General features: G+C 65.2%; 15 protein-coding genes. 9 read left to right on the forward strand and 6 right to left on the reverse strand.

All coding sequences use genetic code 11. From position 1 onward, the window contains the following. Positions 1-4: 4 nt before the first annotated feature. Positions 5-862, reverse strand: coding sequence for a prolipoprotein diacylglyceryl transferase (gene lgt / locus Q7O19_RS07175; protein WP_303809547.1), 858 nt, complete (start codon positions 860-862; stop codon positions 5-7). Positions 863-949: 87 nt separating this feature from the next. Here lgt and Q7O19_RS07180 point away from each other — a divergent pair, with 87 nt between their 5' ends. From Q7O19_RS07180 to Q7O19_RS07195, 4 genes are all read left to right on the forward strand, one after another. Further along, on the forward strand, positions 950-2,137 hold the full coding sequence (locus tag Q7O19_RS07180) for an acyl-CoA dehydrogenase family protein (protein WP_303809548.1): 1,188 nt from the start codon (positions 950-952) through the stop codon (positions 2,135-2,137). A gap of 4 nt (positions 2,138-2,141) precedes the next feature. After that, complete coding sequence (locus tag Q7O19_RS07185) at positions 2,142-3,278, forward strand: acyl-CoA dehydrogenase family protein (RefSeq protein WP_303809550.1); 1,137 nt, start codon at positions 2,142-2,144, stop codon at positions 3,276-3,278. A 104-nt stretch (positions 3,279-3,382) separates the two neighbouring features. Continuing rightward, positions 3,383-5,113: a class I adenylate-forming enzyme family protein gene (locus Q7O19_RS07190; protein WP_303809551.1), complete on the forward strand. Its 1,731-nt coding sequence runs from the start codon at positions 3,383-3,385 to the stop codon at positions 5,111-5,113. Positions 5,114-5,128: 15 nt separating this feature from the next. Beyond that, complete coding sequence (locus tag Q7O19_RS07195; RefSeq protein ID WP_303809552.1) at positions 5,129-5,674, forward strand: HD domain-containing protein; 546 nt, start codon at positions 5,129-5,131, stop codon at positions 5,672-5,674. Between the two features lie 46 nt (positions 5,675-5,720). Here the strand turns inward: Q7O19_RS07195 and Q7O19_RS07200 are convergent, their stop codons facing one another. The 4 genes from Q7O19_RS07200 to Q7O19_RS07215 form a co-directional block, all read right to left on the reverse strand. Further along, positions 5,721-5,975: a hypothetical protein gene (locus tag Q7O19_RS07200; protein WP_303809553.1), complete on the reverse strand. Its 255-nt coding sequence runs from the start codon at positions 5,973-5,975 to the stop codon at positions 5,721-5,723. 48 nt (positions 5,976-6,023) lie between these two features. After that, complete coding sequence (locus Q7O19_RS07205) at positions 6,024-7,181, reverse strand: P-loop NTPase fold protein (RefSeq protein WP_303809554.1); 1,158 nt, start codon at positions 7,179-7,181, stop codon at positions 6,024-6,026. Further along, positions 7,075-7,770, reverse strand: coding sequence for a hypothetical protein (locus tag Q7O19_RS07210; RefSeq protein WP_303809556.1), 696 nt, complete (start codon positions 7,768-7,770; stop codon positions 7,075-7,077). The genes Q7O19_RS07205 and Q7O19_RS07210 overlap by 107 nt, the downstream gene beginning before the upstream one ends. Before the next feature lie 67 nt (positions 7,771-7,837). Next, positions 7,838-8,515, reverse strand: coding sequence for an MJ0042-type zinc finger domain-containing protein (locus Q7O19_RS07215; RefSeq protein WP_303809557.1), 678 nt, complete (start codon positions 8,513-8,515; stop codon positions 7,838-7,840). 82 nt (positions 8,516-8,597) lie between these two features. On the opposite strand from Q7O19_RS07215, the gene serS reads away from it, so the two are divergent. Together serS and surE are read left to right on the forward strand one after the other, a co-directional pair. Further along, entirely contained in the window at positions 8,598-9,875 is a 1,278-nt protein-coding gene (gene serS, locus Q7O19_RS07220) for a serine--tRNA ligase (RefSeq protein ID WP_303809560.1), read from the forward strand. A 4-nt stretch (positions 9,876-9,879) separates the two neighbouring features. Beyond that, a complete protein-coding gene (gene surE, locus Q7O19_RS07225; RefSeq protein WP_303809562.1) occupies positions 9,880-10,656 on the forward strand; it encodes a 5'/3'-nucleotidase SurE in 777 nt (258 codons plus the stop codon). 57 nt (positions 10,657-10,713) lie between these two features. On the opposite strand, the gene Q7O19_RS07230 is transcribed toward surE, so the two are convergent. Then, positions 10,714-11,340 carry a PEPxxWA-CTERM sorting domain-containing protein gene (locus Q7O19_RS07230; RefSeq protein WP_303809563.1) on the reverse strand — a complete coding sequence of 209 codons (627 nt, stop codon included), beginning with the start codon at positions 11,338-11,340 and terminating at the stop codon, positions 10,714-10,716. Between the two features lie 163 nt (positions 11,341-11,503). On the opposite strand from Q7O19_RS07230, the gene Q7O19_RS07235 reads away from it, so the two are divergent. From Q7O19_RS07235 to Q7O19_RS07245, 3 genes are all read left to right on the forward strand, one after another. Next, entirely contained in the window at positions 11,504-12,427 is a 924-nt protein-coding gene (locus tag Q7O19_RS07235) for a M23 family metallopeptidase (RefSeq protein WP_303809565.1), read from the forward strand. 113 nt (positions 12,428-12,540) lie between these two features. Next, complete coding sequence (gene rimO, locus Q7O19_RS07240; protein ID WP_303809567.1) at positions 12,541-13,833, forward strand: 30S ribosomal protein S12 methylthiotransferase RimO; 1,293 nt, start codon at positions 12,541-12,543, stop codon at positions 13,831-13,833. Beyond that, on the forward strand, positions 13,830-14,887 hold a 1,058-nt coding region (locus tag Q7O19_RS07245), incomplete at its 3' end, for a M17 family metallopeptidase (protein WP_303809569.1). The genes rimO and Q7O19_RS07245, both read left to right, overlap by 4 nt.

The raw sequence follows: 14,887 nt of genomic DNA on the forward strand, positions 1-14,887 counted from the left end.
GTCTTCACTGGGAAACGGGCTTCCTGATCAGCGCCAGCACCAGCAGCAGCAAGCCAGCGGCGATCAGCGGCAGGGTGAGCGTCTGGCCCATGGTGAGGCCGGAATCGAGGATGCCGAGTTGGCGGTCCGGCTCACGATAATTCTCGACGATGTAACGCGACAGGCCATAGCCGATGCCGAACACGCCGGAGAGCAGGCCGGGCCGCAGCCGCGCCGGCGTGAACCAGAACAGCAGGGTAAGGATGAGGAACAGCACGCCGCCTTCGAGGCCAGCTTCATACAGCTGGCTGGGGTGGCGCGGTTCCGGGCCGGCATCGGGGAAGATGATGCCCCAGTCCGTGCCGGTGGGGCGGCCCCACAGCTCGCCGTTGACGAAATTGGCCAAGCGCCCCAGCCCGAGACCCAGCGGCGTGACGGTGGCAACCAGATCGAGCAGCCGCAAGCCGCTGTATTTGGAGAACCAGCCGTGCAGGAAGCAGGCGGCGACCACCCCGAAACAGCCGCCGTGGAAGCTCATGCCGCCATCCCACAGCCGCAGGACTTCCATCGGATCGGCCATATATTTTTCAGGGTTATAGAACAGCACATAGCCGAGCCGGCCGCCGCCGATGACGCCCAGCGTGGCCCAGGTGATATAATCGTCGAGCTGTTTCTGGCTGAGCGGCGCGCCGGGCTGGCGGATCATCCGTGTCATCAGGAACCAGGCGCCGGCGATGCCGGTGATATAGGCCAGGCTGTACCAGCGCAGGGCAAATGGCCCCCATTCGGAGCCGGCCAGCGAGAATGCCGGGATGGTGAAGGCCTCGGGCCGCACCGGCAGCGTGGTGAAATCCACTGCGGCGGCGAAAAATTCGGTGAGCATCGTGCCTCTACATCATCTGCCAGCTTTGCTGGCGCAGCGCGGCGCACCATAAAGGCGGACAAGGATATTTCCAGTGGGAGAGGCAAGATGGCTGACCTTGAAACATTCCGCGCCGAAACGCGCGCTTGGCTGGAGGCGAACTGCCCGCCCGAAATGCGTGAGCCGATCCGCGATGATGACGATGTGTGCTGGGGCGGCCGCGGCGTAAAATTCAAGAACGAAGCGCAGAAACTGTGGCTTGAGCGCATGGGCGCCAAGGGCTGGGCGGTGCCGGAATGGCCCAGCGCCTATGGCGGCGGCGGGCTTTCCCGCGAAGAAGCCAAGGTGCTTTCCGAGGAAATGCGCCGCATCAAGGCACGCTCGGCCTTGTCCAGCTTCGGCATCTGGATGCTCGGGCCGGCGCTGCTGAAATATGGCAATGAAGCCCAGAAGCTGGAGCATCTGCCCAAGATCGCCCGCGGCGAGATCCGCTGGTGCCAAGGCTATTCGGAACCGGGCGCCGGCTCCGACCTCGCCTCGCTGCGGACGTCCGCCGAAGACAAAGGCGACCATTATCTCGTCAACGGCTCCAAGGTGTGGACCTCTTACGCCGACAAGGCGGACTGGATCTTCTGCCTTGTCCGCACCGATCCGGCCGCGCCCAAGCATCTGGGCATCAGCTTCCTGCTGTTCGACATGGCCAGCGAAGGCGTGTCGACCAGCCCGATCAAGCTGATCTCAGGCTCCTCGCCCTTCTGCCAGACGTTTTTTGACAATGTGAAGGTGCCCAAGGAAAACCTGATGGGCGTGCCCGGCAAGGGCTGGGACATCGCCAAGTATCTGCTCACTCACGAGCGTGACATGATCGGCGGCTCGGACTCGACCGGCGGCGGCCAGCGTGACAGCGTGTCCAACATCGCCAAGCGCCTCATTGGCCTCGATGCCGCCATCCTCGCCGATACCGCGCTGCGCACAGACATCGCCCGTCACGAGATCAACGCGCTGGCCTTTGGCCTGACGATGGAGCGGGTGCTGGCCGAGACCAAGTCCGGCCAGGGCACCGGCGCGCTGTCTTCGATGCTGAAATATTACGGCACGGAACTGAACAAGGAACGCATGGAACTGCTGATGTCGATTCGGGGCAGCGACGGCCTCACCTGGGAAGGTGAGGAGAAGGGCGAAGGCGATCTCGCCCGTTCGTGGCTGCGCAGCCGCGCCAACAGCATCGAGGGCGGCACATCGGAAGTGCAGCTCAACATCATCGCCAAGCGCGTGCTCGACCTGCCGGGAGCCTGAACTCATGCCGCTCATCCTCACTGACGATCAGCAGATGATCCGCGACAGCGCGGAGGACTTCTTCAAGGATGAAGCCCCCGTGTCGCAGCACCGCAGCCTGCGCGACAACAAGAATCCCGACGGCTTTTCCCGCGATGTGTGGACCAAGATGGCCGAGATGGGCTTTGCCGGCGTGCTGGTACCGGAGGCGCATGGCGGCGCCGACATGGGCCATGTCGCGGCCGGCATCATCCTGGAGGCGATGGGGAAGAATCTCAGCGCCGCGCCGATGCTCTCCACGGCCGTTCTGGGTGCCACCGCGCTCAAGGCTGGCACGCCGGAACAGCAGGCCAAATATCTGCCGCTGATTGCGCAGGGCGCGCATCTGCTCGCGCTGGCCGCCGACGAAGCGGCCCGCCACAAGCCCAACCATGTGGCGACCACCGCTACCCCTTCGGGCAACGGTTTCAAGCTGAACGGCGTGAAGGGCTTCGTGCTTGATGGGGCGACCGCTGACACGCTGATCGTCGCGGCCCGCACGGGCGGCGAGACGGACTACAAGGCTGGCATCACGCTGTTCCTGGTCAATCCCAAGGCTGATGGCGTGAAGATCGACAGGCGTTCGATGGTGGACAGCCGTGGTGCGGCGCGCGTCACGCTGGCCGATGTGCAGGTCGACGGCGCCGACGTTCTTGGCGGCGTGGGCGAAGGCTATGCCATCCTCGAAAAGATACTGGATGCCGGCCGCGCCTGCCTTGCCGCCGAAATGCTCGGCGTGTCGGGCACCAGCTTTACGATGACGGTGGACTATCTGAAGCAGCGTGAACAGTTCGGCCAGAAGATCGGCAGTTTCCAGGCGCTGCAGCACCGCGCTGCGCATCTGTTCTGCGAAGTGGAATTGGCGCGGTCCGCCACGCTGAAGGCGTTGCAGGCGATGGATGAAGGCAGCGACCGTGCGCCGATGTATGTGAGCCTCGCCAAGGCCAAGGCCGGCGAAGTGGCGATCCTGGCAAGCAACGAGGGCGTGCAGATGCACGGCGGCATCGGCATGACCGACGAATATGACATCGGCTTCTTCATGAAGCGCGCCCGCGCCGCGCAGGAGACCTTTGGCGATGCCGCCTTCCACAGCGACCGAATTGCGCGGACGCTGGGTTATTGATGCTTCTGCCGATGCTTGCACTTGCAAGCATCGGCAGCAGCATGACATGAAGAGACTGTAATGAGCCGCAGCCAGCGGCCGCACCAGCCTTGGGAGACTGACCTTTGACCAAATCCGCGCTCGATGCCGCCCTCGATCAGGTCGTTGCCGGCATCACGGCTCCCGGCGGTGCGCTGGGCGTGGGCACGGCCAACGTCCAGGGCGTCTCGCTGCCGATATTCTCCGCCGCGCCGCCCACCATGCGCGAATATATGGCGATGTTCTTCACCGTGAACGGCCCCAAGGAGTTCCTGGTGTTCGGCGAGGAACGCCTGACCTTTGCCGAGGTCTATGCCAGATCGCTGAAATTCGCCGCCATGCTGCAGCACCGCCAAGGCATCGCCAAGGGTGACCGCGTTGGCGTCGCCATGCGCAACTATCCGGATTGGATCATCGCCTATGTCGCCTGTGCCCATATGGGCGCGGTGTGCATCCCGATGAACGCGTGGTGGACGGCCGAGGAAATGGCCTATGGCATCGAGGACAGCGGCGCCCGGCTGGTGATCGCCGACGAGGAACGCGGCCGCCGCCTCGCCACCCTGTCGTGCACGGCCAAGGTCATAACTGTGCGCACTTCGGGCGAAGTGGCCAGCCAGCTGGGTTTTGCCCGCTCCGAGGATGAACTGGCCGCCAGCCCCGACACCATGTGGTATCTTCCCGAACTGCTGCCCGAAGATGATTGCACGATCATGTATACTTCGGGCTCCACCGGCGCGCCCAAGGGAGCGGTGTCCACCCACCGCGCGCAGGTTTCGGCATCGATGAACTATCTGGTCACCGGCCTGGCGCTACTGGAATTGTCGGCCCAGTCAGGCGCGGCACCGGCGGATCAGCAGGTGATGCTGCTGAACGTGCCGCTGTTCCACATCACCGGCCTGGTGCCGGTGCTGCTGGTCAGCTTCGCCATCGGCCGCAAGATGATCATCATGCACAAATGGGATGCCGGCGAAGCGCTTCGGCTGATCGAGAAGGAGCGCTGCACCTATTTCGTCGGCGTGCCGACCATGAGCCTCGAACTCATGCAGCATCCCGACCGCCACAAATATGATCTGTCATTGCTGGTCGATATCGCGTCCGGCGGCGCACCGCGTCCGCCCGAACATGTCGAGCGGCTGGCCAAGGAGTTCGAAGGCAAGCACCCGGTGCAGGGCTATGGCCTCACCGAAACCAATGGCGTCGGCGCCGGCAATATCCGCGACAATTACCGCAACAAACCGGCATCAACGGGCCGGTCCGCGCCACCGTTGATGGAAATCCGCATCGCCGCCGGTGATGGCCCGGTGGGCGATGCGCTGCCGGCCGGAACGGTGGGTGAAGTCTGCCTGCGTTCGGTGTGCAATTGCCGGGGTTACTGGAACAAACCCGAAGCCACTGCCGCGGCGTTCGTTGGCGATGGCTGGTTCCGCAGCGGCGATCTCGGCTATCTGGATGACGAAGGCTATCTGTTCATCGTTGATCGCAAGAAAGACATCATCATCCGCGGCGGCGAGAATATCAGCTGCCAGGAAGTGGAATCGGCGATCTATGCGCACCCGGCGGTGGCCGAAGTAAGCGTATTCGGCCTGCCCGATGAACGGCTGGGCGAGATTGTTGGCGCTGTCGTCTATGCCAAACCGGGCGAGCATCTCGATCCCGATGCGCTGATCGATTTCCTGAAATCCGGCATGGCCGCCTACAAGATCCCGGCCAAGCTGTGGATGAGCGCCGATCAACTGCCGAAGCTCGGATCGGCCAAGATCGACAAGGTGACGCTGAGAAAGCAGTATCGGGTAGCGTGGGCCGCAAACGCGGCCTGAGTCGGGAGACGAGCAATGTTCAAGACCATGCTGGAAGGCACCAAGGACGACTGGATGCACATCGCTGGTGAGCATATGAAGCACCAGCAATCGGCCGCCGCCGATCAGATCATCGACTCGCTGAAACGCCTCGAAGCAATCGAGGTCGGCTTTGGCGCCAACCAGTTGGTCCACAGCCTGATGACCGCCACGCTGGCCCGCCGCGACGGCGCCAACGACGAGGAAGTCGTTGCCGCGCTCTGCCACGATATCGGCAAATTGTTCAGCATCCCCAACCACGGCGCCATCGCCGGTGAAATGCTGAAGCCCTATGTGGCCGACGATATCTATCACGCCATCGTCCACCACCAGGATTTCCAGGGCCGTTATTATTACGAGCACCTGGGCAAGGACCCGAACGCCCGCGAGAAATATCGCGGTGAACCGTGGTTCGAGATGGCAGAAAAGATCGTCGACCGCTGGGACGCGCCGGCGTTTGATCCGGATTACGACGTGGACAGCCTGGAAAGTTTCGAACCGGAAATCCGCCGGGTGTTCGCCGCGCCGAAGCGGGGGATCTAGGCCGCCCCCGCGTCTTCGCCATCGCTGTCCTCGTCGGCCGTGCCAATCAGCCGCGCACCTGCACTTCATCCAGTTCGCCGGCGATTTTCTGGAACAGCGGATCGCGCCATGCCGCTTGCAGCGTTTCCGGCCCCTGTCCTTCGGCATCGATCAGTGTGGGATCGGCCGTTATCGCCGCTGCGGCGCGCGGCCAGCGCAGTTCCAGGATGGTCCACAGCACTATCGCATCGAAATCGACCATACGCCCTTCCAGCAGGCTGCGCGCCTGAGTCATGCCGATGGCATTGACCAGCCGCTTCATGCCGCGCGGATTGGGCTCGATATAGGAAACCCAGCGCAGCAGGCGATGCTACACCACCTTGTCGGCCGCCGCGGTGGACAGGCGCGCCACGGCCTGGGCGCGCAGGGCTGGCCGCTGTTCTTCGGGTGCGGCGGCGATGGCGGCCTGGATCTCCTCGTGGCGCACCGCCGTTTCAGGCAGACGCGCCTCTTCCGGCAGATCGGTTTCGGCGGCACCCAGCAGCCGGCCAAGATAGGCGCGCTTCACCGCCACCGGCAGCGCCGGGATGGTGACAGAGACCTGGAACATCTTGTCGAGAAACAGATCGCCCACCGGCCGCGCCTTGTCGCCGCCGTCTTCAAACAGGCTGAAGCGCTGGGCAAAGCTGGCGGTGATCCAGTAACGGTCGGCCACCGCCAGAAACACCACGGGCTGGCCGCGAAACAGGGTCTGGATGCCTTCCAGCAGGTCGGTCACGGTGCCGGCATCGCAGCGATCCAAATCGTCGAGCACAATCAGCACCGGGCACGGGCATTCCGTCGCCAGCATGTCGAACAGGGTGATGAACGGCCGGAAACTGTCGGTGCGCAGCGCATCAAAGCTTTCGGCGGCGCGCCGGCCGCCCAGCATCGGCGCGCGCAGGAAGCTGATCGCCACACCGGTGGCGGTGATGATGCCGCCCAATGTGCCCTGCCACTTTTCGATGACGCCGGTGATGGTGCTGCCGGCAAAGGCCGCCGCCGCCAGGGCCAGCAGGCCGCCGGCCACCATGTAGCCATTCTCCACCGATGGCGACACCCAGGCCCAGCGCAGATCAAGCCAGCGCCGCCGCCACCACGGCAGCCGCCGATCAAGCGCGCGCTTGAATTCGGTGAGCATGTTCCACCACGGTGGCTTCACCCTGGCATTGCGCCAGGCGTTGAACTCCACCACCAGCCACGGCGGGTCCTGCGCCGTCAGCGTGTCTTCCAGGAAGCGCACGAGGCTGGATTTGCCCGATCCCCACGGCCCGTGGAGATGCACCATTACCGCCTTGGGCTGTGCACTTGCCGCCTCGTCCCGCTGCAATCGCATCAACCGCGCCGCCAGCGCATCGGCCAGCGGCTTGCGGCCGAGTTCATCAACCGTGGCCGGGCTGTCGGACAGCAGGGGCGTGGCGTTCGGCCGGAGGTGGCGGTGGCGCAGTGGGCGGCCCTTCGGCCACCAGCGCCTGCCATGCCGCCACATCCTCACCTTTCAGCGGCGTGCGGCGGGTGCGCGCAACAATCAGAGCGCGCAATGCCGCCAGTCTCTCTGACGAGGGGTGGCCGCCATCCTTCAGCGGCGGCCATTGCGCCGCCTGACGTTCGGCCAGCGCAAACATCAGATGGCGCAGGCCCAGCGGTTCGGGTTCGCCGCTCATGGTAAGATCGCGGATCTCCACGGCACGCGGCAGCACCTGGCCAACAACGGATCGCGACAGCACGGGGACAAGATTGGCCGTGCCCGCCGGCTGGCGCAGGGTGAAGGCAAGCCCTTCGTCTCGGGCCCAATCCTGCAGCCATGTGGCGGCAGATGCCTCCCGGCCCGTGGTCCGCGCCGTGAGCAGCGCTGACACCAGCGCCTCGATATCGACCACCAGTTCGCTGCGGTCTGGGTTGGCAAAGAGCAGCGCAGTCGTCAGCACAATCCCCATGTTGTCGGAGATGTCGCCGACAATCAGCGCCGCCTGCTGGACGAGGCTGGCAGCGGCGGACACCCCCTGTGCCATGCGCGCTTGGGATGGTTCCTTGCCTGAAGGCGTGCTGCCGATATTTTCAAATGGCGGTTCGCTCACTGCCTTGCCCCTAGGCTGGTTGATCGACCCAACACCACGCTAGCGCGCGCGGCCGCCCAAGTCCACACTAGCCCCCGAAGCGCACCTGCACACTCGCCGGCCCGGCCGGCACGTCGGTCAGACTTGATGCGAAGATCAGCGTTTTGCCCGGCCCCACGCTGGCGGCGGGTGGCGGGATGGTCCAGTTGCGCACGCGCACACCGTTCACCAACAGGCGAGCATCGAGCGGCGGCACGGCAACTCTGCTGGTGCCGGGGTTGTAGATGGTGCCGGTCACTTCCAGCAGCGCGTTGCCGCCGGGCAAACGCGTCACCCGGCCTTCCAGTTTCACATCCAGCGGCGTCGCGGGCGGCGCAACCTGGGCCAGGGCATCGGTCACGCCGGGCAAGGCTTCGGGATCGATGCGGCCCACCCACAAGCCAACCGAGGCCGTGGTGAAGGCGGCGCCCAGCACGATCGCCACCAGCCATTTCAGCCACAAGGCCGGCGGCTGGCGCGGTGGGGGCGGTTCCGGCTCTGGCTCTGGCTCTGGTTCGGGTTCGGGTTCGGGTTCGGGCGGCGGGGGTGGCGGCAGGCTGGCGGCGCGCGCCTCTTCCTGCACGGCGGCCACGGCTTCATCTTCGTCAATCTCTTCGGCGGGCACCCAGCGGTGCGAGCAGGCGGCGCACTTCAACCGTGGCCGGCGCATCACCACGCCCACCGCCACCCGATATTGTGCACTGCATTTTGGGCAGGAAACGATCACGGGTCCACCATAGGCAGGCGCGCGCGCGCATGGAAGGGGCAGCTTGCGCGCTTCGCCCAGCCAAGGCAAAGGCAGTCGCATTATGCACGATCTCAAAGCCCTTCGCGCTGACCCGGACGCCTTTGCCGCAGGCCTTGCTCGCCGTGGTATCAGTGACGCGGCCGATGCGCTGCTGGCCGCCGATGCCGAGCGGCGCGCCGCCGAGACGAAGGCGCAAGAAGCGCTTGCCCGCCGCAATGCCGCGTCGAAGGAAATCGGCGCTGCAATGGCTGCGAAAGACGGTGCAAAGGCCGAGGCCTTGAAGGCTGAAGTCGCCTGCCTGAAGAACGAGATCGCCGCGCTGGAAGAGGCTGCCCGCACGGCCAGCGACAAAGCCGAAGCCCTGCTGGTCAGCCTGCCCAACCTACCTGCCGCCGATGTGCCGGATGGCGTGGACGAACATGGCAATGTCGAGGTGATGCGCTGGGGCAGCCCCCGCGCGTTCGATTTCGCGCCGCTTGAGCATGACATTGTCGCGGCGAAGCTGGGGTATGATCCGGAGGCCGCTGCCCGTGTCGCCGGTGCGCGATTTGCAGTACTGAAGGGGCCGCTTGCCCGGCTGCAACGCGCGCTGGGCCAGTACATGATCGACACACAGACAGGCGCGCGCGGCTTCACCGAAGTGGCGACACCCTATCTGGTGAAACCGGAAGCCGCCTTCGGCACCGGTAACTTGCCCAAGTTCGCCGAGGATCTGTTCCAGACTACCGACGGCCGTTACCTGATCCCCACCGCCGAGATGAGCCTGACCAACCTAGTCGCCGGCGAGATCGTCGATGCCGCGGCCCTGCCGATCCGCATGACAGCACTCACCCCCTGTTTCCGCAGCGAAGCCGGCAGCGCCGGGCGCGACACGCGCGGGCTGATCCGCCAGCACCAGTTCGAAAAATGCGAGCTGGTGACGATCTGCACGCCCGAACAGGCCGAGGCTGAGCACAAGCACATGCTGGAATCGGCCGATGCCATCTTGCAGGCGCTGAACCTGCCCTATCGCCGGATGCTGCTGTGCGCCGGGGACATGGGCTTTTCGGCGCGGCGGACGTTCGATCTGGAAGTGTGGCTGCCCGGCCAGGGCGCCTATCGCGAGATCAGCTCGATTTCCGATTGCGGCGAGTTCCAGGGCCGCCGCATGAACGCGCGCTGGAAGGTGGCGGGCGAGAAAGGCAGCCGTGGGCCGGTGAACACATTGAATGGCTCCGGCTTGGCCGTGGGCCGCACGCTGGTGGCGGTGATCGAAAATTATCAGCAAGCCGATGGCAGTGTCATCATCCCCTACGTGTTGAAGCCTTACATGGCCGGCATCGACCGGCTGGAGCCCTGAACCCATGCGCATTCTCGTCACCAATGATGATGGCATCAACGCCCCCGGCCTGGTCGCGCTGGAAGCGATTGCTGCCGAACTGTCTGACGATGTGTGGGTGGTTGCGCCTGCCGAAGAGCAATCGGGTGCCGGCCACAGCTTGACGCTGAGCCAGCCCGTGCGGCTGCGCGAGATCAGCCCGCGCCGCTTTGCCGTGCGCGGCACGCCCACCGATTGCGTGATGCTGGCGCTGGGCGCGGTACTGGAGGATCACAAGCCCGATCTGATCCTGTCCGGCGTCAACCGCGGCGGCAATCTGGCCGAGGATGTGACGTACAGCGGCACCGTTTCGGCGGCGATGGAAGGCTGCCTGGCCGGCATCCCCTCCATCGCATTGAGCCAGGTAATGATGGATTACACTGCGGGCATGGAAGACTTCAGCTGTGCCACGGCGCACGGCGCGGCCATCATCAGCCGGGTGATCGCCACCGAATGGCCCGATGGTGTTCTGATCAACATCAACTTCCCGCCAGTGCTGGCCGCCGACGTGAAGGGCGTGCGCGTCACCGAGCAGGGCTTCCGCGATTATGGCAATATCCACCTGGTGAAGCGCATCGATCCGCGCGGCTTTCCCTATTATTGGCACGGTTTCGGCAAGGAAAAGCCGGCGCCCGGCCATGAGACCGATCTGAAGGCCATGCACGAAGCGGCGATTTCGGTAACGCCGCTGCATCTGGACATGACGCACTACCAATCGATCAGCCGGCTGAAGACGGCATTGGCCGATCTGGCCGAGAGCTGAGAAACGAAAAGCGGCGACGGGTCGCGCCGTCGCCGCTCCTCGTGCGTCGTTTCTGGTTCAGGCCGCGACGCTGGTGCGACGGCGGCGCTGGGATGCGCCCACCAGGCCAAAGCCGGCGATCAGCATCGCCCAACTGGCCGGTTCCGGAACCTCGCCAATGCTGCCCGGCAGCACCTGGATGAAATCGACGTCAAAGCCAGGCGAACCGCCGAAATTGTCCAGCCCAACGATCTTCACGGCCACCACGGCCCCGGTCCAGCCGATGCTGGCCAGATCGAAGGCGGTCACACTGTCGTCGGCGGCCGTGCCGAGGAAAACGAAATTGATGTTGTTGCGTGACACGAAAATGTCGGCCCGTTCACCGCTGGCGCCCACTTCGCTGATGAAGATGTCGTTGCCAGCCCCGTCGATCACGGTTTCATCGGTAAAGCCGACCGTGACGAAGCTGCCCCGTGGCTGCGACAAGAAATCGGCGGGACTCATTGGCCCGTTCAGCACCACACTGGTCGACACCGGCACCGGGAAGCTGCCCGGGAAGGTGCCGCCATAGGGGCCAGGGAACGGCCCCGCGCCACTGTTGAAATAATCGAGCACTGTATCGGCATAGCCGATGGCGGCCTGAGCCGGAGCGGCAGCAACGCCAGCGAGCATTGTCGCGGCGGCCAGAGCAAGGCGGATCTGCATTTTCATTTCCCCCACACATGCCGAACGAAGGTTCGGCAACGATCGGAATGTCTTACATTCTGTTCATAATGGCAAATATTTGGTTAATATTTATGCCGTGACGCCTCCACTCGCCTGCCGCGTCACGCTTTCCATGCTGTGCTGTCGCCGCTATCAGCTTGGTATGGTTAGGCGTTCACTTCGGGCAATTGCCGGCATAGCGGCCGCGGCGGCGCTGCTGTCGGGCTGTATGATTGGCCGGCCTGAGCCGACGACTCGCCCGCCGCCACGCCAGGTGGCAAGGCCAGCGCAGCCCAAGCCGGTCACACCGCCGCCGCGCGTGACCGCGCCGCCGGCCCGCACCGATTGGGTGGCCCGCCGCGTGATGCCGGCGGCGATCGTTTCGCCGGAAGGCCGCTTTCATGTCGTCAAGGCCGGCGAGACCGGCATCGCCATCGCGCGCACCTATGACTTGGCCTGGCGCGACCTGATCGCGCTCAACAAATTGCAGGAGCCGTTCGTGCTGCGCGTTGGCCAGCGCTTGCGGCTGACGCCGGTGCTGACACCAACCCCGCGCCCGGCGCCGCAAACACTGGAACAGCGCGCCCGCGCCTTTGAAATCACCATTGACGACGTGATGACCGGCGGCCAGCCCGCCGCGAATGGCCCGGTGCCGCGTGCGACCGGCGAGCCGCGGCCGGCCCCGCTTCCCGCCGTTACGGGCACGGCGCCGGCCTTCCGCTGGCCGCTGCCAGGCCGCATCATTTCCGGTTTCGGCCCGAAACCGGGCGGCCGCTTCAATGATGGCGTCAATCTGAAGGCCAGCGCGGGCGAGGCGGTGCGCGCGGCCGGCGATGGCGTGGTGGCCTATGCCGGCGATGCGATCCCCGGCTTTGGCAATCTGCTGCTGGTGAAGCACGCCGGCGGCTGGGTTTCCGCCTATGCCCATAATGAAGCGCTGCTGGTGACGCGCGGCGCGCGGGTGAAGGCGGGCGAAGCGATTGCGCGCGCCGGCCAGTCGGGCGCAGTGGCGGAACCGCAGCTGCATTTTGAACTGCGGCGCGGGCGCACGCCCGTGGATCCGGCCAGAGTCATTGGCGGGCGCTAGTTGGAGACGCCCGTCGGCGGGCGGTAGCGCCTGCTGCCCACTTGCACTTTTTGGCCAAACAGCGCACGGCGCGCGCGATGACATTGAACCTTGATACGGCCCCGCGCGTGGGCATGGTGTCCCTGGGTTGCCCCAAGGCGCTGGTCGATTCCGAACGCATCCTCACCCAGCTGCGCGCTGATGGTTATGCGCTGTCAGGCGATTACGCCGGGGCAGACGTGGTGATCGTGAACACCTGCGGGTTTCTGGACTCAGCCAAGGCCGAAAGCCTGGAAGCCATTGGCGAGGCCATTGCCGAAAATGGCAAGGTGATCGTGACGGGGTGCATGGGCCACGAAGCCGATGCCATCCGCGCACGTTTCCCGGATGTGCTCGCCGTGACCGGGCCGCAGCAGTATGAAGCCGTGGTTTCGGCCGTGCATGAGGCCGCGCCGCCCGTGCGGTCGGCGTTCGTTGATCTGGTGCCCGATGCCGGCCTGAAGCTGACGCCGCGCCATTATGCCTATGTGAAGATTTCCGAAGGCTGCAATCACACGTGCGCCTTCTGCATCATCCCCAGCTTGCGCGGTCGTCTCGCCAGCCGGCCGCCGGCCGCGATCCTGCGCGAGGCCGAAGCGCTGGTGAAGGCCGGCGCCAAGGAATTGCTGGTGATCAGCCAGGACACGTCGGCCTATGGTGTGGACCTGAAGCATGCCACCTCTTCGCTCGGCGGCGTCGATCGGCGCGCCCATATCCAGGATCTAGCCCGCGCGCTCGGCGAAACCGGAGCCTGGGTACGGCTGCACTATGTCTATCCCTATCCGCACGTGGATGATCTGATCCCGCTGATGGCAGAAGGGTTGGTGCTGCCCTATCTCGACATCCCATTCCAGCATGCCTCTCCGGCCGTGCTGAAAGCCATGAAGCGCCCGGCCAACGAAACGAAGGTGCTGGAACGCATCCAGAAATGGCGCAGCATTGTTCCCGATCTCGCCATCCGTTCCACCTTCATTGTCGGCTTCCCCGGCGAGACGGCGGAGGATTTCCAGTATCTGCTGGATTGGCTGGAACAGGCGCAGATCGATCGCGCCGGCTGCTTCAAATATGAAGCGGTGGACGGCGCCCAGGCCAATGCGCTGCCGGGTGCCGTGCCGGAAGCGGTGAAGGAAGAACGCTGGCACCGCTTCATGGCGCTGCAATCGCAGATTTCGGAAGCGCGCCTCGCCGCCAAGATCGGCCGAACCATCGAAGTGCTGATCGACGAAGTGGACGATGAACGTGGCGCATCGGGCCGCAGCAAATATGACGCGCCGGAAATCGACGGCATGGTGCACCTGCGCGATTGCACCGGCGTGCAGCCCGGCGACCTCATCACCACGCTGATCGAGGATGCCGACGAGGCCGACCTGTTCGGGGTGAAGATTTGACCGATTTTGCCGCGCTGCTTGCCCCCACCGATGGACAGCCATCGGTGCCGCTGATCCCGGTGACGAAGGCCGGGCTGGATGGCTGGCTGGCCACGCAGAGTGAGCGGGTGCGGGTGGCCGTGGCGGCGCAGGATTTCAAGGCCGCACCCGACAGCATTGCCATTCTGCCCGGCGATGGCCCGGCCGATTGGTTCGTTGTGGCAGGCGTGGCGGAAGGCCCGTTAGGGCCATGGGCGCTGGCAACCCCCGCAGAGAAATTGCCGGCCGGACGTTTTGCACTCGCCGGTGAACTTGGCCAGGCAGGGCTGGGCTGGTGCCTCGCCCAACATCGCTTTGGCCGTTACCGCCGCCTGGAAGCCAAGGGTGCGCGCGTGCTGACGACCACCAGCCTGGGCGCGATTTCGGCGGCGGCCAGTGAAGCCGAAGCCGTGGCGCTGGTGCGCGATCTGATCGACACGCCGGCCAGCGATCTGGGCCCGGCCGAACTGGCCAAAGCGGTGATCGACGCGCTGGGCAGCCAAGCCGAGGTGCAGGTGACCACCGGCGAAGCGTTGATCGATCAGAATTTCCCCGCCGTCCACGCCGTTGGCCGCGCCGCCGCCCACGCGCCGCGCCTGATCGAAGCCGTGTGGGGCGATGCCGCGCATCCGGTTGTCGCCATCATCGGCAAGGGCATCACCTTCGATAGCGGCGGGCTGAACATCAAGCCGGGCGGCGGCATGGCGCTAATGAAGAAAGATATGGGCGGCGCAGCGCACGCGCTGGCGCTGGCCAAGCTGGTGATTCAGGGGAACCTGCGCGTACGGCTGCACCTGATCATCCCGGCGGCGGAGAATGCCATTGCCGGCAATGCCATGCGCCCCGGCGACATCATCGGCACCCGCGCCGGCAAGACGGTGGAGATCACCAACACCGATGCCGAAGGCCGGCTGGTGCTGTGCGATGCCATTGCGCTGGCGGCCGAGAAGAACCCGATGCTGATTATCGATTTCGCGACGCTCACCGGTGCCGCACGGGTGGCGCTTGGGCCGCAATTGCCCGCCCTGTTTGCCAA

Origin of the sequence: Sandarakinorhabdus limnophila DSM 17366, from assembly GCF_945882885.1 — a bacterium.
Taxonomy (GTDB): Bacteria; Pseudomonadota; Alphaproteobacteria; order Sphingomonadales; family Sphingomonadaceae; genus Sandarakinorhabdus; species Sandarakinorhabdus limnophila_A.

What these genes read in the sequence shown, in the direction of transcription:
- lgt (WP_303809547.1), bottom strand. Translation starts at nt 862, where the DNA reads ATGCTCACCGAATTTTTCGCCGCCGCAGTGGATTTCACCACGCTGCCG.
- Q7O19_RS07180 (WP_303809548.1), top strand. Translation starts at nt 950, where the DNA reads ATGGCTGACCTTGAAACATTCCGCGCCGAAACGCGCGCTTGGCTGGAG.
- Q7O19_RS07185 (WP_303809550.1), top strand. Translation starts at nt 2,142, where the DNA reads ATGCCGCTCATCCTCACTGACGATCAGCAGATGATCCGCGACAGCGCG.
- Q7O19_RS07195 (WP_303809552.1), top strand. Translation starts at nt 5,129, where the DNA reads ATGTTCAAGACCATGCTGGAAGGCACCAAGGACGACTGGATGCACATC.
- Q7O19_RS07200 (WP_303809553.1), bottom strand. Translation starts at nt 5,975, where the DNA reads ATGAAGCGGCTGGTCAATGCCATCGGCATGACTCAGGCGCGCAGCCTG.
- Q7O19_RS07205 (WP_303809554.1), bottom strand. Translation starts at nt 7,181, where the DNA reads ATGTGGCGGCATGGCAGGCGCTGGTGGCCGAAGGGCCGCCCACTGCGC.
- serS (WP_303809560.1), top strand. Translation starts at nt 8,598, where the DNA reads ATGCACGATCTCAAAGCCCTTCGCGCTGACCCGGACGCCTTTGCCGCA.
- surE (WP_303809562.1), top strand. Translation starts at nt 9,880, where the DNA reads ATGCGCATTCTCGTCACCAATGATGATGGCATCAACGCCCCCGGCCTG.
- Q7O19_RS07230 (WP_303809563.1), bottom strand. Translation starts at nt 11,340, where the DNA reads ATGCAGATCCGCCTTGCTCTGGCCGCCGCGACAATGCTCGCTGGCGTT.
- Q7O19_RS07235 (WP_303809565.1), top strand. Translation starts at nt 11,504, where the DNA reads ATGGTTAGGCGTTCACTTCGGGCAATTGCCGGCATAGCGGCCGCGGCG.
- rimO (WP_303809567.1), top strand. Translation starts at nt 12,541, where the DNA reads ATGGTGTCCCTGGGTTGCCCCAAGGCGCTGGTCGATTCCGAACGCATC.